The sequence below is a fragment of the Nioella nitratireducens genome, from assembly GCF_001879715.1.
In the GTDB taxonomy this organism is placed as follows: Bacteria; Pseudomonadota; Alphaproteobacteria; order Rhodobacterales; family Rhodobacteraceae; genus Nioella; species Nioella nitratireducens.
The window spans coordinates 1-20,694 of the sequence record NZ_MNBW01000030.1 but is presented as its reverse complement, the minus strand read 5'-3'; the positions used below and the strand labels follow the sequence as shown (position 1 = coordinate 20,694).

Annotated in this window: 22 protein-coding genes; 2 read left to right on the top strand and 20 right to left on the bottom strand. The window is 59.1% G+C overall.

Features of this window, described 5'->3' with window-relative positions:
• Positions 1 to 444: integrase core domain-containing protein (locus BKY27_RS18300; RefSeq protein WP_233491900.1), on the top strand; the 444-nt coding region annotated here is incomplete at its 5' end.
• Positions 441 to 740, top strand: a complete 300-nt coding sequence (locus BKY27_RS20195; RefSeq protein ID WP_158515001.1) for a hypothetical protein — start codon at positions 441 to 443, stop codon at positions 738 to 740. The genes BKY27_RS18300 and BKY27_RS20195, both read left to right, overlap by 4 nt.
• Here BKY27_RS20195 and BKY27_RS18290 read toward each other — a convergent pair.
• The 20 genes from BKY27_RS18290 to BKY27_RS18200 all read right to left on the bottom strand — a co-directional run.
• Positions 716 to 2,071, bottom strand: coding sequence for an IS5 family transposase (locus BKY27_RS18290; protein WP_071675903.1), 1,356 nt, complete (start codon positions 2,069 to 2,071; stop codon positions 716 to 718). The genes BKY27_RS20195 and BKY27_RS18290 overlap by 25 nt on opposite strands.
• Before the next feature lie 56 nt (positions 2,072 to 2,127).
• The gene (locus BKY27_RS18285) at positions 2,128 to 3,483 is read right to left on the bottom strand and encodes an IS5 family transposase (RefSeq protein ID WP_071675902.1); all 1,356 of its coding nucleotides are present in this window, start codon (positions 3,481 to 3,483) and stop codon (positions 2,128 to 2,130) included.
• A gap of 193 nt (positions 3,484 to 3,676) precedes the next feature.
• Positions 3,677 to 4,603, bottom strand: a complete 927-nt coding sequence (locus BKY27_RS18280) for an FAD-binding protein (RefSeq protein ID WP_071675901.1) — start codon at positions 4,601 to 4,603, stop codon at positions 3,677 to 3,679.
• Positions 4,603 to 5,361, bottom strand: coding sequence for an electron transfer flavoprotein subunit beta/FixA family protein (locus tag BKY27_RS18275; protein ID WP_071675900.1), 759 nt, complete (start codon positions 5,359 to 5,361; stop codon positions 4,603 to 4,605). Before BKY27_RS18275 ends, BKY27_RS18280 begins: the two co-directional genes overlap by 1 nt.
• Before the next feature lie 40 nt (positions 5,362 to 5,401).
• Positions 5,402 to 6,199, bottom strand: coding sequence for an enoyl-CoA hydratase/isomerase family protein (locus tag BKY27_RS18270; protein ID WP_233491899.1), 798 nt, complete (start codon positions 6,197 to 6,199; stop codon positions 5,402 to 5,404).
• Positions 6,196 to 6,957: an enoyl-CoA hydratase/isomerase family protein gene (locus tag BKY27_RS18265; protein ID WP_233491898.1), complete on the bottom strand. Its 762-nt coding sequence runs from the start codon at positions 6,955 to 6,957 to the stop codon at positions 6,196 to 6,198. The genes BKY27_RS18270 and BKY27_RS18265 overlap by 4 nt, the downstream gene beginning before the upstream one ends.
• 105 nt (positions 6,958 to 7,062) lie before the next feature.
• A complete protein-coding gene (locus BKY27_RS18260; RefSeq protein ID WP_233491901.1) occupies positions 7,063 to 8,286 on the bottom strand; it encodes an ABC transporter substrate-binding protein in 1,224 nt (407 codons plus the stop codon).
• On the bottom strand, positions 8,192 to 9,490 hold the full coding sequence (locus BKY27_RS18255; protein WP_233491897.1) for an ABC transporter substrate-binding protein: 1,299 nt from the start codon (positions 9,488 to 9,490) through the stop codon (positions 8,192 to 8,194). Before BKY27_RS18255 ends, BKY27_RS18260 begins: the two co-directional genes overlap by 95 nt.
• Before the next feature lie 12 nt (positions 9,491 to 9,502).
• Positions 9,503 to 9,649, bottom strand: coding sequence for a hypothetical protein (locus tag BKY27_RS20430; RefSeq protein ID WP_233491896.1), 147 nt, complete (start codon positions 9,647 to 9,649; stop codon positions 9,503 to 9,505).
• A 33-nt stretch (positions 9,650 to 9,682) separates the two neighbouring features.
• The gene (locus BKY27_RS18250) at positions 9,683 to 10,495 is read right to left on the bottom strand and encodes an ABC transporter ATP-binding protein (RefSeq protein ID WP_071675897.1); all 813 of its coding nucleotides are present in this window, start codon (positions 10,493 to 10,495) and stop codon (positions 9,683 to 9,685) included.
• Positions 10,496 to 10,506: 11 nt separating this feature from the next.
• Positions 10,507 to 11,580 carry a branched-chain amino acid ABC transporter permease gene (locus BKY27_RS18245; RefSeq protein WP_071675896.1) on the bottom strand — a complete coding sequence of 358 codons (1,074 nt, stop codon included), beginning with the start codon at positions 11,578 to 11,580 and terminating at the stop codon, positions 10,507 to 10,509.
• 3 nt (positions 11,581 to 11,583) lie between these two features.
• Entirely contained in the window at positions 11,584 to 12,471 is an 888-nt protein-coding gene (locus tag BKY27_RS18240) for a branched-chain amino acid ABC transporter permease (protein ID WP_071675895.1), read from the bottom strand.
• A complete protein-coding gene (locus BKY27_RS18235; protein ID WP_071675894.1) occupies positions 12,472 to 14,391 on the bottom strand; it encodes an AMP-dependent synthetase/ligase in 1,920 nt (639 codons plus the stop codon).
• Positions 14,384 to 15,190, bottom strand: coding sequence for an ABC transporter ATP-binding protein (locus tag BKY27_RS18230; RefSeq protein WP_071675893.1), 807 nt, complete (start codon positions 15,188 to 15,190; stop codon positions 14,384 to 14,386). Before BKY27_RS18230 ends, BKY27_RS18235 begins: the two co-directional genes overlap by 8 nt.
• A gap of 38 nt (positions 15,191 to 15,228) precedes the next feature.
• Positions 15,229 to 16,083 carry an SDR family oxidoreductase gene (locus BKY27_RS18225; protein ID WP_071675892.1) on the bottom strand — a complete coding sequence of 285 codons (855 nt, stop codon included), beginning with the start codon at positions 16,081 to 16,083 and terminating at the stop codon, positions 15,229 to 15,231.
• Positions 16,084 to 16,189: 106 nt separating this feature from the next.
• Complete coding sequence (locus tag BKY27_RS18220; RefSeq protein WP_084668034.1) at positions 16,190 to 17,344, bottom strand: acyl-CoA dehydrogenase family protein; 1,155 nt, start codon at positions 17,342 to 17,344, stop codon at positions 16,190 to 16,192.
• 8 nt (positions 17,345 to 17,352) lie between these two features.
• Complete coding sequence (locus BKY27_RS18215) at positions 17,353 to 18,564, bottom strand: CaiB/BaiF CoA transferase family protein (RefSeq protein ID WP_071675890.1); 1,212 nt, start codon at positions 18,562 to 18,564, stop codon at positions 17,353 to 17,355.
• A 174-nt stretch (positions 18,565 to 18,738) separates the two neighbouring features.
• Entirely contained in the window at positions 18,739 to 19,701 is a 963-nt protein-coding gene (locus tag BKY27_RS18210) for an IS110 family RNA-guided transposase (protein WP_071675889.1), read from the bottom strand.
• A gap of 353 nt (positions 19,702 to 20,054) precedes the next feature.
• A complete protein-coding gene (locus tag BKY27_RS19795; protein ID WP_158515000.1) occupies positions 20,055 to 20,243 on the bottom strand; it encodes an integrase core domain-containing protein in 189 nt (62 codons plus the stop codon).
• Between the two features lie 7 nt (positions 20,244 to 20,250).
• A partial coding sequence (locus BKY27_RS18200; RefSeq protein WP_233491895.1) for an integrase core domain-containing protein occupies positions 20,251 to 20,694 on the bottom strand: 444 nt, incomplete at its 5' end.

Below are 20,694 nucleotides of genomic sequence, written 5' to 3'. Positions count from 1 at the left end.
CGCAATTTGGAGGCTGCGCGCGTGGCCATAACCTGTCGGCAGCCCTTCTTCCCGACGTGCTATGGGACGGAACTGACCAGTAACGCGATCCTGCGGTGGTGTTCCGAGCACCGGATCGAATGGCACTACATCGCGCCGGGCAAGCCGATGCAGAACGGTTTCGTCGAAAGCTTCAATGGCAGGATGCGTGATGAGTTGCTCAACGAGACCATGTTCCGCAACCTGGCCCATGCGCGGGTCGTGATCGCCGCGTGGGCTGCCGACTATAACACCGAACGTCCGCACTCGGCTTTGGATTACCAGACCCCGGCCGACTACGCGCGGACCCTGACCACCGCAATCGCCCGCCCCGCTGCGCGAGATGAAAGCTCCGCGCGTCGGGCGATTGCTCAACCCGCGCCAATCGGCGTAAACACCAACCGGGCTCCGGTCGCGGCTGGATGAAAGTTCAGTGGCAGGTCACAGAGCACCGCGACGAAGCCAACGACCAGCAGTTCGCAAAGATCGTGACGCGCGTTGTCAGCTCGGGGATCGGGGATGTCATCGAAAGCGGCGAGGAAGATAACCATGCAGGGAACGGGCTCCAAAAGGGCGATCCCCACCCCAGAATCCATCCCGCCCAAGACCGCAAGACCCCTCAGATCACCTCAAATCCCAAACGCGATTCCCCTGACCCCTCACCGCAGGCCTACTTCGTTCATCCTGAACAACGATCTCAGGCGGCGATTTGCAGTGCTTGAGGGCTGCCAGCGCCCCGCGTGAACCCTCGGAGCAGTGCGATCCGCCAGATGAACTGGCGCAAAAAGACCCTCAGATGGCGCAGGATCATGCGGATGTTGTGACCGCATCCGCACAGGACCGCGAAGAGGGCGTCGCCGGTTGTTCCCTTGAGCGGGCATCTGGTCAGGCGGCCGTCGGTCTTCATGTGGCCGATCATCGGCTCTATGGCGCTTCGTCGTCGCAGGAGTTTCGCGATCGTCCTGGTGACGCCGCGCCTCGCACCGTTGATGAAGACCTTCACGGTCTCGACGCCATGACCGCGGTAGCCGCGATCGACGAAGACCATGTCCGGGCGCTGATCGGTCAGGACCTCCAGCTGTTCCAGCGCCTCGTGCAGGGTGTGGCCGTCGTAAGGATTGCCCGGCATTGCCCGCATGCCGACGACGAAGCCGCCTTGCGTCGTGGTGGCGACGCTGACCTTCGTGCCGAACTCGTAGCGCTTGTGCGCCTTGCCTTTCGAGATGCAGTCGACGGCCGGCTCATGCAGGCTGTAGAGCTTCTTGCGGTCCTTCGGCTTCTGCGCCAAGAGCCGGGTCACCAGGGCCACCAGATCTTGCAGCCGCAGCTTCAGCGGTCCCTCGGCCACCTTGTCCATCTGCCGCTCGATGTCGCGCAGCACACGCCCGGTATAGCCCTTGAGCCGGCGCAGCGCCTTGCGCATCCGTTTGAACTGCCGGGCATGGGCGTAGCGTCCGACCTGCGCGCAAAGCCGCGGCGCGAGCCGATTGTAGTTCTGGCGCAGGCTGATGCCGGCCTCGCGCGCCATTGCGACGAGTTTTCGCCGTGCCTTCTCGTGAAGCCGGGCATCGGTGGGATGGGCGATGTGCTTTTCCATCACCGTGGTGTCGACGGTGATCGTCTTCAGGTGATCGTCCTGCACGGTCCCGGCGCGCTGCCCGGCCCTGATCGTCTCGGTCAGCAGCCACTCCACACCCTCCTCACCGATCCGGTTGCGCCAGCGGGTCATCGACGAGGGATTGATCGGCGGGCGATGCTGGAAGAAGGTCTCGCCGCAGAAATGCTGCCAGTAAGGGTTCTCCGACCACCGCGCCACGACCGCCTCATCGGAGAGCCGGAACGCATGCTGGAGATAGAAGAGCCCCGCGACCAGGCGGGTCGGCGTGGCCGGACGACCGACCGAGGACGGGAAGAGCTCCGCCCATTCCCGCTCGAACACCTCCCAGTCGATCAGGGCGGCGAGCTTTACCAGTTCGTGGCGCATGTCGATCATCTCGACCAATCGTGCGCGCAGCAGATCATCCTGTTCCGGGGGCGGATTTCTGGGCTTCATATCGCAGCTCGAAATTGCAGGGTTCTGGCTGCAATAGTTCATCCTGAACAACGATCTCAGGCGGCGATTTGCAGTGCTTGAGGGCTGCCAGCGCCCCGCGTGAACCCTCGGAGCAGTGCGATCCGCCAGATGAACTGGCGCAAAAAGACCCTCAGATGGCGCAGGATCATGCGGATGTTGTGACCGCATCCGCACAGGACCGCGAAGAGGGCGTCGCCGGTTGTTCCCTTGAGCGGGCATCTGGTCAGGCGGCCGTCGGTCTTCATGTGGCCGATCATCGGCTCTATGGCGCTTCGTCGTCGCAGGAGTTTCGCGATCGTCCTGGTGACGCCGCGCCTCGCACCGTTGATGAAGACCTTCACGGTCTCGACGCCATGACCGCGGTAGCCGCGATCGACGAAGACCATGTCCGGGCGCTGATCGGTCAGGACCTCCAGCTGTTCCAGCGCCTCGTGCAGGGTGTGGCCGTCGTAAGGATTGCCCGGCATTGCCCGCATGCCGACGACGAAGCCGCCTTGCGTCGTGGTGGCGACGCTGACCTTCGTGCCGAACTCGTAGCGCTTGTGCGCCTTGCCTTTCGAGATGCAGTCGACGGCCGGCTCATGCAGGCTGTAGAGCTTCTTGCGGTCCTTCGGCTTCTGCGCCAAGAGCCGGGTCACCAGGGCCACCAGATCTTGCAGCCGCAGCTTCAGCGGTCCCTCGGCCACCTTGTCCATCTGCCGCTCGATGTCGCGCAGCACACGCCCGGTATAGCCCTTGAGCCGGCGCAGCGCCTTGCGCATCCGTTTGAACTGCCGGGCATGGGCGTAGCGTCCGACCTGCGCGCAAAGCCGCGGCGCGAGCCGATTGTAGTTCTGGCGCAGGCTGATGCCGGCCTCGCGCGCCATTGCGACGAGTTTTCGCCGTGCCTTCTCGTGAAGCCGGGCATCGGTGGGATGGGCGATGTGCTTTTCCATCACCGTGGTGTCGACGGTGATCGTCTTCAGGTGATCGTCCTGCACGGTCCCGGCGCGCTGCCCGGCCCTGATCGTCTCGGTCAGCAGCCACTCCACACCCTCCTCACCGATCCGGTTGCGCCAGCGGGTCATCGACGAGGGATTGATCGGCGGGCGATGCTGGAAGAAGGTCTCGCCGCAGAAATGCTGCCAGTAAGGGTTCTCCGACCACCGCGCCACGACCGCCTCATCGGAGAGCCGGAACGCATGCTGGAGATAGAAGAGCCCCGCGACCAGGCGGGTCGGCGTGGCCGGACGACCGACCGAGGACGGGAAGAGCTCCGCCCATTCCCGCTCGAACACCTCCCAGTCGATCAGGGCGGCGAGCTTTACCAGTTCGTGGAGCATGTCGATCATCTCGACCAATCGTGCGCGCAGCAGATCATCCTGTTCCGGGGGCGGATTTCTGGGCTTCATATCGCAGCTCGAAATTGCAGGGTTCTGGCTGCAATAATACCAAAGGCTGCATTCAAAACCAAAGAAAAACACTGCTTTATCAAGCGAAATCAGCAGGATGAGAGCTGTTCAGGATGAACTACTTAGGAACAAGATGTGCATACAAAAAAAGCCCGCCGGATGACGGGCTTTCTCGCATTCGATGTGCCGCGATTTACAGCGCGTCAATCAGGGCCGGGACGGCCACGAAAAGGTCGGCGACCAGGCCGAAGTCAGCAACTTGGAAGATCGGTGCTTCTTCGTCCTTGTTGATCGCGACGATGATCTTCGAGTCCTTCATGCCAGCTAGGTGTTGGATGGCGCCTGAGATGCCAATGGCGATGTACAGGTCCGGGGCGACGACCTTGCCAGTCTGGCCCACCTGCCAATCGTTCGGCGCAAAGCCCGAGTCCACAGCCGCGCGGGATGCGCCGACGGCGGCGCCCAGCTTGTCGGCCAGTTTCTCGATCAGGGCGAAGTCGGTTTCCGAACCAACGCCGCGCCCGCCCGACACGACCACGCCTGCGCTGGTCAGTTCGGGGCGGTCAGAGGCGGCCACCTTATCTTCGACCCATTCGGACAGGCCGGGGTTGTCGCCGGTGGCGATAGCTTCGACCGGGGCCGAACCACCCATGGGCGCAAGGTCAAAGGTCGAGGTCCGGATGGTCATGACCTTGACGCTGTCGGTGGATTTCACCGTCTGGATCGCGTTGCCCGCATAGATCGGACGTTCGAACGTGTCGGCATCGATCACGCCAACCACGTCGGATAGAATCATCACATCCAGCAAGGCCGCTACGCGCGGCATGATGTTTTTCGCATCGGTCGTGGACGGTGCCACGATATGCGAATAGCCCGAGGCGAGGCTGACGATCAGGGCGGCCACGGGTTCGGCAAGGCGGTGGCCGTAAAGCGCATCCTCGGCGACCAGCACCTTCGACACGCCCCCGATCTTGGCGGCCTCATCCGCCGCCGCTTTGGCCGAAGCGCCGGTGCAGAGCACGATCACATCGCCCAGTTGTTTGGCCGCGGTCACTGCCTTGGCGGTGGCGTCCAGCGCCAGCGCGCCATCGGTCACTTCAGCAATCAGAAGAACAGCCATTACACAGCCCCCGCTTCTTTGAGTTTTGCTACAAGCTCGTCCACCGAGGCCACCTTGATGCCTGTTGCGCGCGCTGCGGGTTCAGTGGTCTTGACCACAGTCAGACGCGGGGTGACATCGACGCCGTAATCGGCGGCAGTCTTTTCCTCGAGCGGCTTTTTCTTTGCCTTCATGATGTTGGGCAAAGACGCATAGCGCGGCTCGTTCAGGCGCAGGTCGGCGGTGACGATGGTGGGAAGTTTCACCTTGATCGTCTGCAGACCGCCGTCCACCTCGCGGGTGACGAGCGCATGATCGCCTTCGATCTCCAGCTTGGAGGCAAAAGCCGCCTGAGACCAACCCAGCAGCGCGGAAAGCATCTGGCCGGTGGCGTTCATGTCGTTGTCGATGGCCTGTTTGCCCGCGATCACCAGACCGGGGTTCTCCTCGGCGATGACGGCCTTGAGGATCTTGGCGACGGCCAGCGGTTCGATGTCGGTGTGGACGTCATCAGCGGCGTTAACCAGAATGGCACGGTCGGCGCCCATGGCCAAGGCGGTGCGCAGGGTTTCCTGCGCCTGCTTGACGCCGATCGACACGACGGCGACTTCTTCGACCTTGCCGGCCTCTTTGAGGCGGATCGCCTCTTCGACCGCGATTTCGTCGAACGGGTTCATCGACATTTTGACATTGGCGAGATCGACACCGCTTCCGTCCGCCTTGACGCGGACCTTCACGTTGTAGTCGATCACGCGTTTGACAGGCACAAGTACCTTCATCTACGGTCTCCTTGGGTTCTTCGATATAATTTCGACCGGCTTATCGGTCCGTGAATTGAGGTTTGCGTTTCTCTGAGAACGCTTTCATGGCCTCTGGAAAATCATGCGCGCACAGCAGAACGCTTTGGGAATCGCGTTCGATATCCAGAGCCTCAATATAACTACATTCCGCCGTGGCGCGCATCACGCGCTTGGCGGTTTGAACGCCGAACATCGGATGCTGTGCAATCTCGCGCGCGATCTCAAGCGCGCGTGCCTCGACCTGTCCGGCCGACACACATTCCTCGACGACGCGCAGGTCGCGGGCGGTGCGCCCGTCGATCTCGCGCCCCGTGAGAACAAGCATCCGCGCCACGCCCGCGCCGGCACGTTGCTGAAGAAGCCAGCTCGACCCGGTGTCGGGGCAGCCACCGACACGGGCAAAAACCTCGCACAGCCGGGCATCTTCGGCCGCTACGACGATATCCGCCGACAGGGCCAGGCTGAGGCCGGCACCAAATGCTACTCCGCATACAGCAGAAATCAGAGGCTTGCGAAAAAGATAGGCCGCGCGCCCGCCATCATGAACGCGGTCGATCATTTCGGATGTCGCCCTGGCTCCTTTGGCGATCTCAGCCTGAAACCCGACGAGATCGCCACCGCTGCTGAAATGATCGCCGCCGGTCATGACGACGACGCGGATTGCATCATCCTGGTCGGCCTCGCGCAAGAGCGCCACCAGTTGCTCGACGAATGCCAAGCTGTAGGGGTTGCGCTTTGTTGGCTGGAGAAAACGCAAGATGCCGACAGGCCCTTCCCGGTCAAGATGAATAAGGTCAGTCATTCCAATCTCCATCATGTACCCGTCCAGACCGGCGCTCGTTTTTCGGCGAATGCCCTGGGCCCCTCAATCGCGTCGTTGCTGGCGTATACAACCTGGTGCAGGCGCTTACCTTCTTCGAGGCCCCCCGCACAGCCCAGGTCCATGGTCGCGCGAACGCCGCCTTTGGCGGCGATCACCGAAAGCGGGGCCCCGCTGGCTATGCGTTTGGCAAGCTCGAATGCCCGTGCGCGAACGGCATCGGGGGTGTCCTCGATATAGTTGGTGAACCCGTATTCGTGGAGCCGCTCGATCGGCATCAGGTCTCCGGTCAGCAGGATTTCCATAAGGATGGGCTGCGGTAGCATGGTCAGTGCCGGCGAAGCCCAAGGCGACCCGCGGCCGATCTTCACCTCGGTAATGCCAACCTTGGTCCCCTTGAGTCCGACCCGCAAATCGCAATTCAGCGTTAGCATCATACCGCCCGCCATCAGCGACCCCGTCATCGCCGCGATGATCGGCTTCTTGCAGGCGCGCATGGTTTCGTGAAACGGATCGCGCATCTTGGTCAGGATATCGACCCCTTCATCGCGCGCAATCTGCGTAGCTTCCTTCAAATCCAGCCCGGCGCAGAACACCCCGCAATCGGCCGAAGTCAGAATGGCCACACGAACGCTTTCATCCGCCTCGATCTGTTCCCAGGCATCGGTCAGCCCGTTTGTCGCGGCCACGGAAAGCGCATTCTTTCGCTCGGGCCGGTTGATTGAGACGGTCGCGATGCCGTCTTCGATCTTCAAAACAATGGGGCTCATGATACCTGCTTCGTTCTCATTGGATAATTCTGGGGCGAATCTTCCCCACGACAGGTTTGCCGCGGGGAAGTTCATGCTTGTTCGATCGACTTAATCGACGGTGAACGTTGCGGAGCTGTGCCGGATGACTTCCCAAACAACGTCAAGATAGTCGGCGCTCCAGTCGGTCAACGGAACCCAGCTTGACCCGTCCCATTGTTCGACGCGCGTCCTGCCGCCGCCGCCGTGGTCGTTCGCAGTGACGGTGACGGGTGCCATGAGGCCATTGCCATCGAAGTTCTCAATCGATTCATAGGCCGCCTGCATGGTTTCCGGCGTGATGGGCCAACCATTTTCGGCAATCGCGATACGTGCTGCCTCGAAACCGACCGAGTAAATCGCCAGGCCAGTGTTGTAGTACACGTCACTAACCAAGCTCTCGGGACCGCTGCCTTCGCCGTTGTCATAGTAGGTTTCCAGCATCGTCCTGACGATCGGCACTTCCTGGCCTCCGGCGACGTTTGTCCCGCGAAGGATGCCTGTTGCCTCTTCCGCGCCGATGTTGTTGATATCGACCTCGTTCATCCAGTTCACCGACAAGTAGCGGTCAATCGGGAACCCGTTGCGGCGCATTTCCCTGGCCGCAACCACGTGCCCACCGGCCAGCAGCCAGCTGATCACATAGTCCGGCCGGTCGCGGCGGACATTGCTCCACACACTCGCCTGGTCCGATCCCGGCAGCGGCACCGGATAGAGTACAAGCTCGAAACCTTCCCTCTCGGCCAGAGTCCTGAGAATCTCGATCGGTTCCTGGCCGAACGGATAATCAAGATAGACAAAGCCGATCGTTGCATTGGACAGATCGCCTCCCATCTGGCCTCTGATGAAGGCGACATCGTTGGCGGCCTGCTGCCAATAAGTCGGACCAACCGGGAACACCCAGTCGAACACTTCACCGTCAACCGCGTCGCCGCGGCCAACGAAGGACTGCATCAGAATGTTTCCGTCCTCCATGGCCCGCGGCAGGACCGCGTTCGTGACGGGCGTGGACAGGAAGTTGAAGATGAACACACCTTCGCGCCTGAGTTGCTCATAGCATTCCACGCCACGTTGCGGTTCGTTGCCATGGTCACGAACGATGATCTCGACCGGATGCCCCCCGATTCCACCGTTGTCGTTGGTATACATCGCAAGGTCCTGCGCGGCCTGGGCCACTTGCGGAGAGATGAAGGTGTAAGATCTACTGAGGTCGAAACAGAGCCCGAACCGGATCGGTTCTTGGTCTTGCGCGGACGCGGCTGTCCCGCCTGCCGCCAACGCTGTGGCGAACGCCACAGTTTTGAGTTGTTTCGTAAGGTTCACGGTGTATTCCTCCCATGGATGATAGTCGAACGGCTTGATCAGTCTTCGGGGCGCGCGGCAGCCGTAACCGATTTTTTCCCGAATTCTTGTTCGTTTTTTGCTGTTGGTATTTCGAAGAGCTTTTCTTCACCGCATCCCATACAACATCAGTAAATTCAGAGATCCAGTCGGTTTGCGGCACCCAGGCCTTACCGTCCCACATCTCGATCCGTGTCTTGCCACCGCCGCCATGATCTTTGGCAGTCACGGTAATAAGTGCCATCAATCCGTTCGCGTCGAAGCCTTCAAGCGACTCCAGTCCCGCCTTGTAGGACTTTGCGGTGATCGGCAGACCTTCGTTTTCGACCGCTTTGCGCGCGGCCTCAAACACGATGGAGTACATAGCCAGTCCGGTGTTATAGAAAACGTCCTGGGTCTTCTCTAGCGGGCCGGAACCTTGCCCCTTGCCGTAGAGCTCGGTCATGATTTCTTGGTACAAGGCAAAATCCTGTCCACCCACGACATTGGTGCCGCGCTTGATACCGATAGCTACTTCGTTGCCGATATTGGCAATATCCACTTCGTTCAGCCAGTTGACCGAAATGTACTTCTCCATCGGGATGCCATTTCGCTTCATCTCTTTCGAGGCGACGACATGCGCGCCTCCGAGCATCCAGACGATCACATGGTCGGGGTTTTCACGGCGTACCTTGGACCGCACACTGGCCTGATCGCTGCCCGGCAGCGGCACAGGGTAGAGGTGGAGCTCGAAACCCTCTTTCTCGGCCAAGGTTTTCAGAATCTCGATCGGCTCCTGCCTAAACGGGTAATCGAAATAGACAAAGCCCACCTTCACATCCGACATGTCGCCGTCATGCAATTGCTTGATATAGGCGAAGTCGTTGGCTGCCTGTCCCCAATAAGTCGGCCCGATCGGATAGACCCAGTCAAAGACCGTGCCGTCTACGGCATCGCCGCGACCGACAAGTGACTTCATCAGAATTTTCTCATCTTCCATGGCCCGCGGCAGGACTGCCAGAAACACAGGCGTGGAAAGCGTGTCAAAGACGAAGACGCCTTCGCGGCTGAGCTTTGAATAACACTCAATGCCGCGCTGCGGCTCGTTTCCGTGGTCGCGAACGATAACCTCGACCGGCTCGCCACCGATCCCGCCCTGCATGTTGATCAGCTTCGACAAATCCATCGCCGCCTACGACGCCTGCGGCGTGGCGAAGGTGCAGGCCTTGCTGAAATCATAGCAAACCCCGACCTTGAATGGCTCCGCCAGAGCCTGGGTGCCGGCCATCCAACTCCCCATCATGGAAAATACAGCCAGTGCCTTGGTGAGTTTCTTCATCTTGTCCTCCCTGAGCAATCAGTGTCTAAAGACTTAACTCAACCATCGCTTGCGGCGGCTGTAATGCTTGACATTGTGAAAGTTGGTACCTTCGCCGCCGCCCAGGTAGAATTCCTGAATGTCGGAGTTGGATTTGAGCGCCGCGGCTGTCCCGTGCATGACAACGCGGCCGTTCTCGATCAGGTACCCTTGTGAAACAATCTCCAGAGCGGCCAGTGCGTTCTGCTCCACCAGTAGGACCGACATGCCCTCCTTGCGGTTGATCTTTTGCAGGATGCCAAAAATTTCGGCCACGAGGAATGGCGCAAGTCCAAGACTCGGCTCGTCGAGCATCAGCAGACTCGGCTGGGTCACAAGAGCTCGGCCAATGGCGAGCATTTGCTGTTCGCCGCCCGACAGATACCCCGCCTGCGAATTACGGCGTTCTGCAAGCCGCGGAAAATAGTCGTAGATCTTTTCTTTTTCTGCATTCAGCACCGATCGGGACATTCCGCGCGGCGCAGCGGCGATCAGGTTTTCGTCGGGGGTCAAGTGTTCGAAGACTCGCCGCCCTTCGATGACGTGACAGATACCCATCGCGACGCGGTTTTGCGCAAGCACTTCGGTTATGTCTGTTCCCTGGAACGCAATTTCACCTCGGCTGATGCGTCCGCGCTCTGCCTTCAAGAGACCGCTGATCGCTTTTAGCGTGGTGCTTTTTCCCGCTCCGTTCGAGCCCAGGAGCGCGATCATCTCGCCCGTTGGCACCTGGATCGAAACGCCTTTGATCGCCAGCATCACATTGTCGTACAGCACCTCGACACTGTTCATTGACAGAATGGGCGCGGCTTCAACTTTTTCTTGCATCGGCATTTCCCTTATTTCTTAAACTGATCGAAGGGCCAGACCATCAGGTAGTCTCTGATGTTGCCGTAGAGTTTTCCCAAACCAAGCGGTTCGATCAGAAGGATTATGACGATCAGCGCGCCATAGACCGCATTTGGGATATGAGCGAGGGTTTCCACGTTGACCTGCATGCCAAGCCCGTTGCTCATCGCGACGACGAGACCGTTCACCAGACCGGGAACAAGAAGGATCAAGGCAACACCGAAATAGGATCCGATAATACTGCCAAGACCGCCGACGATCACCATAGCAAGAACCTGGATTGAAACGGAGACTGAGAACTGCTCTGGCGATGCAAGAAAGTAGAAGGTGGCGACAAGCAAGGCACCACTGACACCCGCAATGAAAGACGAGGTAGCGAAGGCCAGGATCTTGTAATAGAAACTGTTCACACCCAAGATCGCTGCGGCAAAGTCTTTTTCCCGCACGGCGACCAAGGCGCGGCCAAGCGCGGTGCGTTTGAGGTTGAGCATGAAGATCGTCACCAGCACACACCATCCGAAGACGACATAGTAATACCCGGTATCAGAAGTAATCTCCTGACCGAGCAGCGCCAGCGTGGGCGATTGAAGCGACGCGTGCGAGCCACCTGAAATCGCCGGCGAGTGGTTCAGAACCCAGTCCATCACGAATTGCATCGCAAGAGTCGTGAGTGCGAGATAGAGACCCTTGACCCGCAATGCGGCAAAGGCGAACAGGCTGCCGATCACAGATGACGTCAACCCGCCGATTACCAGGGCGAACTCCCATGGCACCCCGAAACGCGCGGCGTGAATCGCCGAATACGCTCCGACCGCCATTACGGCAGCATAGCCCAGGTGAAGCTGGCCAGCCCAACCTGTCACCAGGTTCAGCCCAAGCGCGGCGGCCGTCCAGATCAGCCAAGGCAACATGTAATTGTTCAGGTAGAGCGACGGTATGATGAACGGCGCAGCAAGACCCAACAGAAAAAGGAATACGGTCAGGTTGCGGTCAGCAGGTACCTTGAAGATACGGCTATCCGAAACATAGTTCGCATGATGGACACCGGAAAGTCGATAAAACATCCCTTACACCCTTTCGATGTCGTGACGGCCAAACAGCCCGTGCGGACGGATCATGACCGTCAGAATGAGCACGGATGCGACGATGAGTTCGCGGCTGCCGCCTCCGACAAGCGGATCAAGAAAGTCCGCGCCGACATTTTCGATCACGCCCAGGATGATGCCAGCAACGATCGCGCCCAGAATGCTGTCGAGACCGCCCAAAACTGCGACAGTCAGACCCTTGAGAAGCAGAAGCGACAGTGCCTGATCGACACCCTGAATCTCGCCCCAGATGACACCTGCCGCCACGGCCACCACAGAAGCAAGGGCCCAAGACAGCCCGACACCGTGCTCGACCGAGATTCCGACCGACCATGATGCCATGTAATCATCCGCGATCGCCCGCAATTTGATCCCGGTCCGGGTTCGAAAGAACACCATGAAAGCGACAAAGAGGGCAAGCGCAACGCCGGCACCGACAAGATGTATGCGGCTGATGAAAATGTCGCTCAGGATCAATGGGTCATAGCTGACACCCAGTTCGACCGAACGCGACGTCCCACCCCAGATCGCAAGCGTTGTGCCCCGCAGAAAGATGTCGAGGCCAAGTGTCAACATCAGGATCATGATGACTGGACGGCCGGCGAGGCGCCGAAGCGCCACCCGCTCGATGCCAAAACCCAAACCGAACATGATAACTGCGGCAAGCGGAATAGCCAGCCACAAAGGCAAACCCGCATCGTGCGCCAAGGCAAGAACCACATAGGCTCCCACCATCGTCAGCCCGCCCTGCGCCAGATTGGGCACAGAGGACGCCTTGTAGATCAGCACGAGGCCGATGGCGAACAGCGAATACAACAGACCCGTCAGGGCCCCGTTGATCGCAAGCTCGGTTAGAAAGATCCAATCCATTTATACCTCCCTGACGGGAAGGCTTCTTTCGACCTTCCCTACTTCCCCGGTCTCGTAAGTCACCTGCGCGCTTACATGGACCTCTTTTGAACCGTCGTAGAGCGCCGCGATTACGTCGGCATAGCGCTCCTGCACGACCTTGCGTCGCAGTTTTCGGGTCCGCGTAATCTCACCATCGTCCGGGTCGAACTCCTTCGGCAGGCAGACAAAGCGTTGCAGACGCAATGGCTCCGTGACGACCTTGTTTACCCGCTGGAATGCCTCGTGCAGCAGCGCGGCGACCTCGTCGCGTTGAGACAGATCGGAATAGGACACATAGGGAACTCCGTTCACTTCGGCCCAGTGTCCCACTGCCTCGAAATCCATGCAGACCATGGCCGTCAATTCGTCCAGACCGGCGCCGATAACAGCCGCATCCTTGATATACGGGCTGAACTTCAACCGGTTCTCGATGTAGTTTGGCACATAGCGCTCGCCTCCGGCCGTATGCATGACCTCGGAGACACGTCCCAGAACAACCAGGTGGCCGTCTTTCTCCAAGTAACCGGCATCGCCAGTATGCAGCCACCCGTCCGTCAGGGCTTCGGCGGTCGCTTCGGGTTTGTTGAAATACCCTTCAAACACGCTTTCCGCGCGCAAGAGGATTTCACCGCTCTCGTCAATCTTCGCCTCGACACCCGGCACCGGCTTGCCGACGGTATGCAGGCGCACTTCGTTGGGGCCTTGCATCGCGGTGAACGCGCTGTTCTCGGTCTGGCCGTAGAACTGGCGCAGCTTGATCCCGAGGGCGCGGTAGAACACGAAGGTATCTTCGCCAATCGCCTCGCCACCGGTAAACGCACTCCTCAGGCGGCTCATGCCAAATTGATCCTTGATCGGACCAAAAACCATCACCTCACCCAAAAGTCGACCCAAAGGCTCTAGCAGACCGCCGCTTTTACCATTCAGCTTGCGCGTCTCGGCGGCGATCGCCCGGTCCATGAAGAAATGGTAAAGCCATTTCTTGACCGGGGTCGAGTTCTCCATGCCCACCTGGATAGTCGTCAGCATTTGATCCCAGCTTCTCGGTGCCGCCAGATAGAATGTCGGAGCGATTTCGCGCATGTCGCGAACGACGGTTTCCTGACGTTCAGGCACGTTCACGGTGAACCGACAGAGCAGCGCCGCCGCGACGGTAATGGCGAAGTCGCCCACCCAGGCCGTCGGCAGATAGGCGAGGATTTCCTCGTTTTCGCCGAATACACCCGCTGCATACCCGTTCCTGGCCGCAGCAAGAACGTTCTTTTGACTCAGAACGATACCTTTCGGCTTTCCCGTGGTCCCTGACGAATGCAGGAAAATGGCCGGGTCGCCGGGCTTTGTCCGACCAAAGAGCTCTTCGCGCAAGCCCGGGGTTTCATTAAGATCGTGCTGACCGACTTCGATCAGGTGATCCCAGGACATCAGCCCTTCAACCTCATAGAATCCGAGGCCTCGCGCTTCATCATAAATAATGTGGTCGATACCCTCGGCGCCCGCGTCCTTCAGTTCCAGGATCTTGTCTACCTGCTCCTGATCTTCGGCGATGGCCGCGACGATTTCGACTTCGCCTAGAAAGTGCCGAAGTTCTTCGAGCGTCGCGCCGGGATAGGCAGGCATTGCATAGGCACCGAGCAACGAAACAGCCAGCATGCCGCCATATAACCGTGCACGGTTATCGCCCAGGATAAGTACAGCCTTGCCCGGCCTTACGCCGATCTTTTCAAGTCCGGCGGCGCAGGCAAGCACCTCTTCGGCGTATTCCGCCCAAGTGGTTTCTTCCCAGATCCCGCGCTTCTTTTCGCGAAGCGCGATATCCTTTCCGTGGCGCGACGCGTTCCGCGCCAGAAGTGCACCAATCGTGTCGCCGCCCGAAGACTTATTCTTCGTCAAATCAGTCATGCGACCCTCCGATATATGCCTCGATGACCCGCGGGTCTTTTACAACGTCTTTCGGAATGCCGCTGGCGATCATTTCGCCATAATTCAACGCCAGCATCCGATCACAAATGCCGGTGATGACATCCATATGGTGCTCGATCAGGAGAACGCTGACGCCACGTTCGGCACGGGCATCCAGAACGAAGCGGGACATATACCCCTTCTCTTCCTGATTCATGCCCGCCATCGGCTCGTCAAGGATCAATAACTGCGGCTCTGCCACAAGAGCCCGTGCAAGCTCGACTCGCTTTTTCAGCCCGATCGGGAGACCGTCGACCAATTCATGCCGGATGCCTTCAAGCTGCAGAAACTCGATCACCTCCTCGACGATCTTACGGTTCTCGATTTCCTCATGTCGTGCGGCCCACCAATAGAGCGCCGTGCGCAAAACGCCCGGTTTCATGTGGATGTGCCGCCCGAGCAAGATGTTGTCGAGAACACTCATCCCATTGAACAGGGCAAGGTTCTGGAACGTTCTGGCAACCCCGAGCTTGGCCACCTTGTGAGGAGCCATGCCCGTGATGTCGCGCCCGGCCAGCCGTACAGCACCCACATTTGGCGGGTAAAACCCGGTGATAGCGTTCGTCAGTGTTGTCTTGCCACTCCCATTCGGACCGACAAGCCCAAAGATTTCTCCCCGTTGAATAACGAGATCCACACCCGTGACAGCGACGATGCCGCCAAACCGGCGTTCGATCCCGCTGCACTCGAGTATCGCCCCATTGTCGGCTCCAGCTGATATTCTGTTTTTCGTCGTCATCTAGATCCTATTGTCCCCACTAAGGTTCATGGCTTTCATCAGGAAATCCGGAAGTAGTCCGGTCGCCCCGTTGGCCATGGATCTCCCCACAATTGTTGCCCACCGTCGATGTTCAGAACTTCGCCGGTTACAAATTTACCGGAATTGGCTGCCATATAGACAACGCCTTCAGCGACATCCCATTCGTCCCCGGCGTGCCGCATCGGATTGGAGTCCTGAAAGGTTGCGGCCCCCTCAGCAGGATAATTCCCGAAACCGTTGCTTTCACAGCAACCCGGCGCCACGCAATTCACGCGAATCCCATGCGGCGCCCACTCTACCGCGACCGATTTTGACAAGTATATCACCCCTGCCCGCGCGGCACAGGTATGCGCGATGCCGGGCATGCCGCGCCAGATATCGGCCACGATGTTCACGATGGAACCCGGTTTCTTGCTCGCAACCCAGTGGCGCGCGGTGGACTGCATCATCCACCAGGTTCCGTTGAGGTTGGTGTCTATAACGGCGTTCCAACCTTTCGGGGAAAAATCCAGCGCGGCCTGCGGAAACTGCCCCCCGGCATTGTTCACCAAAACGTCTATGGAACCGAATTCCTGATTTGTCCTGGCGACAAAATCCTCGACCTGTTCAGGGTCACGGATGGTCATGGGCTTGGCGAAAACCCTGCCGCCAAAGCTCTCGAGGTACTCTTTGGCCGAGGCCAGCTTTTCCTCGTTGCGTCCATTGATCGCCAGATTGGCGCCCAACTTGGCGAACAGAGTCGCAATTACCAGCCCCAATCCGCCACCTGCGCCGGTTACAACGACGTTTTTTCCCGCGAACAAATCTTGTGCGTAAACGGTTGTACGGTTTGACAGGTCCTCTCGCGAAGACCCGAACTGCGTCTCACTCATGACGCCTCCTCCCTTGTTCCCCGGTTGGGGCATTTTTCAATATTCTAACGGTCGTTAGAAAAAAATCAAGCAGAGAATGTACGCTGTCCCAGAACGTGACTCGCGGTCAGTAAGACTTTGGAAGTCCAAGCGCTTTTTCCGCTATGAACGATAAAAGCATCTGTGGCGTCACCGGTACGATACGGAACAACAGTGCCTCCCGGACCAGACGCTCCACGTGATATTCCTTGGCGTATCCGAATCCGCCAAAGGTGATCTGTGCGGCCTCGGTTGCCTCGACCGCGGCGTCGGCGGCCAATAGCTTGGCTGCGTTCGCTTCGATGCCGCAAGGCTCTCCCGCATCGTAAAGGGCAGCGGCGTGCATCACCATGAGATTGGCCGATTCCATCCGCGCCCAAGCCTGAGCCAGCGGATGCTGAACGCCCTGATTCTGACCGATGGGCCGGTCGAAAACCACCCGTTCTTTGGCATATTGCGCTGCGCGCGCCAGAGCATTGCGGGCGATGCCGATACATTCGCCGGCCACTAGGATGCGTTCCGGGTTCAGCCCGTGCAGGATTTGCCGAAAACCCTTGCCCTCTTCTCCGATCAGGTCTTCAGCCGGTATCGGCAGCCCGTCTATGAAAACCTCGTTCGAATCGACCGCCTTGCGCCCCATCTTTTCGATCTCTCGCACATCAACGAAATCGCGGTTGAGATCGGTATAGAACAGGCTCAGCCCTTCGGTCGGGTTGATCACATCCTCAAGCCGCGTTGTTCTGGCCAAAAGTAACATTTTGTCCGCCACCTGCGCGGTCGAAATCCAGACCTTCTGCCCGTGCACGACATACCTATCTCCCTGTCGCACCGCCATGGTTTTCAGCTTGGTCGTATCCAGCCCGGTCGTCGGCTCGGTTACAGCGAAACAAGCTTTTTGATCGCCGGCGATCAGGGGGGGCAGCATGCGCGCGCGCTGTTCATCGGTTCCGAACTTGACCACCGGGTTGAGCCCGAAAATGTTCATGTGAATGGCCGAGGCCCCGCTGGCGCCAGCCCCCGATTCGGCAATCGCCTGCATCATGATGGTCGCTTCGGTGATCCCTAGACCAGAACCGCCGACGTCTTCCGGCATGGCAATACCAAGCCAGCCACCATCTGCCATCGCCCTGTGCAATTCATGCGGGAAACCCCCGTTCCGATCCCGGTCCAGCCAGAAGTCGTCATCGAACTGCGCACATATACGCAGGATCTGATCTCGAATTTCCTTTTGATCACCCGTCATCCGAAATGTCATTGTGTCTCGCTCCCATCCACACCTACAAACCCTGCCTCACACAGGGCAGTGATCCGGTCGTCGTCATATCCAAGATTGCGCAGAATGCTTCGGCTGTCCGCGCCCGGCGGCCGCCCTAGCCAGCGCAACTCACCGGGGGTGGCGCTGAGATGCGGAATAGGTCCGATCACCTGCGTTTGCTCGCCCTCAACCGATACGATGTCGCCGCGATGACGTATCTGCTCATTCGTCACGATCTCCTCGACGCTCAGCACACGAGAGGCAACCGCATCATGGTGGGCAAACTCCGCCTCGACTTCCGCAAGCGTGTGTTGCGTGACGAAATCGTTTATGGCGTCGAAGACCACGGCCATATGCTGCGACATCTCGCCGAGAGTAGCGAACCGCGGATCATCGGCCAGCACATCTCCGCCGACCGCCCGCAACAGGCGTTGCGCTGTTTCTGCACTGCCAGCCGAAACGGTCACCCACACCCCATCAGTGGTTCGGAACATGCCCCCCGGCGCAAAATCCATCGGCTGGCGCAGCCCGTTGCGCCGCGGCGAGAGGTTCGCGCCCGTCAATGCGGGCACGGGATAGTCCATCAGTCGAAGCAGTGCCTCGAACACCGCAAGATCGACGACCTGACCACGCGCAATCCCTTTTTCCCGGGCAAACAGCGCGATCATGATCCCCAAAGCACCCATCAACCCTGTCGTGCTGTCGGCCGCTGGAAATCCGGGGTGCATCGGTGGCCCGTCCGCAAAACCAGTCAGATGGGCGAGACCACTCATCGCCTCTGCCGCGCGCCCGAAAGCGGGTACGTCCCGCATCGGGCCGCCCTGACCGTAACCCGAAACGCGCAGAATAACCAGATCCGGGTTCCACTTATGCAGGGTTTCGGGCCCGACACCCGCACGTTCAAGCACGCCTGGCCGGAAATTTTCAACAAGTACGTCGGCGCTTTCAACCAGTCTGCGCAGGATGTCCCGTCCTTCGCCCGACTTCCAGTCGAGGCTCAGAATTTTTTTGTTGCGGCCCAGAGTTTTCCACCAAACGCCAACCCCATCCCCGGCCTTTGGTCCGAGATCGCGCATCATGTCCGTTCGGTTGGGTGCCTCGATCTTGATGACGTCTGCCCCAAAATCAGAAAGCAGCGAGGTCGAGAGTGGTCCAGCAATAACATGACCGAGCTCGATGATTTTCAGCTGATGAAGTGGGGAGGTCATATGATCTCTTCGCTAGTAATCTAACACCTGTTAGAATATTAGCGAAGATGCGGACCAAGTTCAAGCCGTGAGTGCGATTCGAATGGCTCGGGAACGGGTCAATAGTTGCAGTCTTTGGGAGTGGGCAAAAGCTGGAGGTCAAGCGGCCCGCTTTGAGACGCCTAGCAACTGTGTTTATTCGCCGAGCTGAAGCTGCCACGGGATGCCAGTTTTGATGATCGCGTTGGCGATTGTGATCAGCCTGCGTGCGATTGCGATGATGACGAGCTTGTGGGGCTTACCGCGTTCTTTCAGACGTTTTGCGACCGGTTTGAGAACTGGATTATGGCAGGCAGCGGCGAGCGCAGCCTGGAACAGAACACGTCGCAGCGATCGTCGACCGCCCGCAATCGTTCTCCTCCCTCGCATTGCCCCGCTGTCGTGTGGGACTGGTGCCAGGCCAGTCATGGCACCGGCTTCGCCTGATGTCATTCGACCTAGTTCGGGCAATTCGGCAATCAGCATCGCAGCTGAGACCGGACCAATTCCCGGGATTGATCGCAGTAGGTTCGCCTTGGCGGCAAGAGGCTCCACTTGTGCGATGACGTTTTCGATCCGCCGTTCGATTTGATCGATCTGAGTATCGAGCACCTCTTTGAGTTCATCATCCATGGTCTCGACGTCGGCAGAAATACCCTGCTTCCTGCGCGCGGCGATCTGGGCTTTGAGCCGCTTGCGCATATCGACAAGTTGCCCCCTCCGCGTCGTCAAGGTTCTGAGAATACGTAGATTCTCATCTGGAAGTTCTCGCCCGGCCTCAGGTCTGAATGCCATGAACCTGGCGATGAGTTCGGCATCGATCCGGTCAGTCTTCGCCAGCGTGCCCCGGGAAAGCGCGAACGCCTTGATCTGTGCCGGAGACAGCTGGACAGCGATAATCCCTGCATCGACAAGTTCCGTCCAGAGCACCCATTCATGGCCACCTGTAGCTTCAAATCCCACTTTCACGGGGCCGGATAGCTTCTGGATCATCGCGACCAACGCAATATGGCCATCCGCCGTGTTGGGGTGCCGGAACCGATTCTGGCCAGGAAGGCAGAACCCGTCCAACCAGTCGCGCGATACATCTATCCCAAGGATGGTAGTCTCAGATATCATGTCACTCTCTCTTCCTTATGCTTCGCGGTCCCACAAAACGGGCCGCCGTCAACTGTTCGAGACGGTGAAGAGAGGCAGGATCAGCCTGCTAGATGACGTGGTCATGCCACAAGGTGTTTAGCGCTGTATCCAACCCCGTCGCCGCTCCTGGCCGGGAGCGGCGACGGGGAAGCTATATCAGGGCCGAGACACATAAGGTGTTTGATCCCACGGTTTGATGGTGCGATCCTTTCGCAAGAATGGAAGGAAGCATTATGGGACAAGTTCGCCATGGGAGCGCCACGACCACGCACGCCGTCAGAGCTGCAATACTGAACTGCCCCGGGTTTCCGAGAGGCTTCTTTGTTCAAAACCTAAGCGGCTTTTTCAAGGGTTTTCATTTTTTCGTAGAATGCCTCCTCCACTTCCTGCGGCGGCCGATGACCGATGGCACTGTGTAGCCGCTCATTGTTATACCAGCTGACCCATTGCAGGGTCTCCCACTCGACCTGTGCCATAGACTTCCAGGGGCCGAGAAAGTTGATGACCTCCTGACCTGCCACTGAACTTTCATCCAGCCGCGACCGGAGCCCGGTTGGTGTTTACGCCGATTGGCGCGGGTTGAGCAATCGCCCGACGCGCGGAGCTTTCATCTCGCGCAGCGGGGCGGGCGATTGCGGTGGTCAGGGTCCGCGCGTAGTCGGCCGGGGTCTGGTAATCCAAAGCCGAGTGCGGACGTTCGGTGTTATAGTCGTCGCGCCATGCCGCAATCAAATGGCGGGCATGGCGAAGGGTCGAGAACAGGTGCTCGTTCAGGCACTCGTCGCGCAAGCGTCCGTTGAAGCTCTCCACAAAGCCGTTCTGCATCGGCTTTCCCGGCGCGATGTAATGCCACTCGACCTGGCGATCTTCCTGCCATTTGAGCATGGCGTTCGACGTCAGTTCCGTCCCATAGCACGTCGGGAAGAAGGGCTGCCGACAGGTTATGGCCACGCGCGCAGCCTCCAAATTGCG

Excerpts from the sequence above, each read along its gene's own strand:
- BKY27_RS20195 (WP_158515001.1), top strand. The coding sequence starts at position 441 with ATGAAAGTTCAGTGGCAGGTCACAGAGCACCGCGACGAAGCCAACGAC.
- BKY27_RS18290 (WP_071675903.1), bottom strand. The coding sequence starts at position 2,071 with ATGAAGCCCAGAAATCCGCCCCCGGAACAGGATGATCTGCTGCGCGCA.
- BKY27_RS18285 (WP_071675902.1), bottom strand. The coding sequence starts at position 3,483 with ATGAAGCCCAGAAATCCGCCCCCGGAACAGGATGATCTGCTGCGCGCA.
- BKY27_RS18280 (WP_071675901.1), bottom strand. The coding sequence starts at position 4,603 with ATGGCTGTTCTTCTGATTGCTGAAGTGACCGATGGCGCGCTGGCGCTG.
- BKY27_RS18275 (WP_071675900.1), bottom strand. The coding sequence starts at position 5,361 with ATGAAGGTACTTGTGCCTGTCAAACGCGTGATCGACTACAACGTGAAG.
- BKY27_RS18270 (WP_233491899.1), bottom strand. The coding sequence starts at position 6,199 with ATGATGGAGATTGGAATGACTGACCTTATTCATCTTGACCGGGAAGGG.
- BKY27_RS20430 (WP_233491896.1), bottom strand. The coding sequence starts at position 9,649 with ATGAAGAAACTCACCAAGGCACTGGCTGTATTTTCCATGATGGGGAGT.
- BKY27_RS18250 (WP_071675897.1), bottom strand. The coding sequence starts at position 10,495 with ATGCAAGAAAAAGTTGAAGCCGCGCCCATTCTGTCAATGAACAGTGTC.
- BKY27_RS18245 (WP_071675896.1), bottom strand. The coding sequence starts at position 11,580 with ATGTTTTATCGACTTTCCGGTGTCCATCATGCGAACTATGTTTCGGAT.
- BKY27_RS18240 (WP_071675895.1), bottom strand. The coding sequence starts at position 12,471 with ATGGATTGGATCTTTCTAACCGAGCTTGCGATCAACGGGGCCCTGACG.
- BKY27_RS18235 (WP_071675894.1), bottom strand. The coding sequence starts at position 14,391 with ATGACTGATTTGACGAAGAATAAGTCTTCGGGCGGCGACACGATTGGT.
- BKY27_RS18230 (WP_071675893.1), bottom strand. The coding sequence starts at position 15,190 with ATGACGACGAAAAACAGAATATCAGCTGGAGCCGACAATGGGGCGATA.
- BKY27_RS18225 (WP_071675892.1), bottom strand. The coding sequence starts at position 16,083 with ATGAGTGAGACGCAGTTCGGGTCTTCGCGAGAGGACCTGTCAAACCGT.
- BKY27_RS18220 (WP_084668034.1), bottom strand. The coding sequence starts at position 17,344 with ATGACGGGTGATCAAAAGGAAATTCGAGATCAGATCCTGCGTATATGT.
- BKY27_RS18215 (WP_071675890.1), bottom strand. The coding sequence starts at position 18,564 with ATGACCTCCCCACTTCATCAGCTGAAAATCATCGAGCTCGGTCATGTT.
- BKY27_RS18210 (WP_071675889.1), bottom strand. The coding sequence starts at position 19,701 with ATGATATCTGAGACTACCATCCTTGGGATAGATGTATCGCGCGACTGG.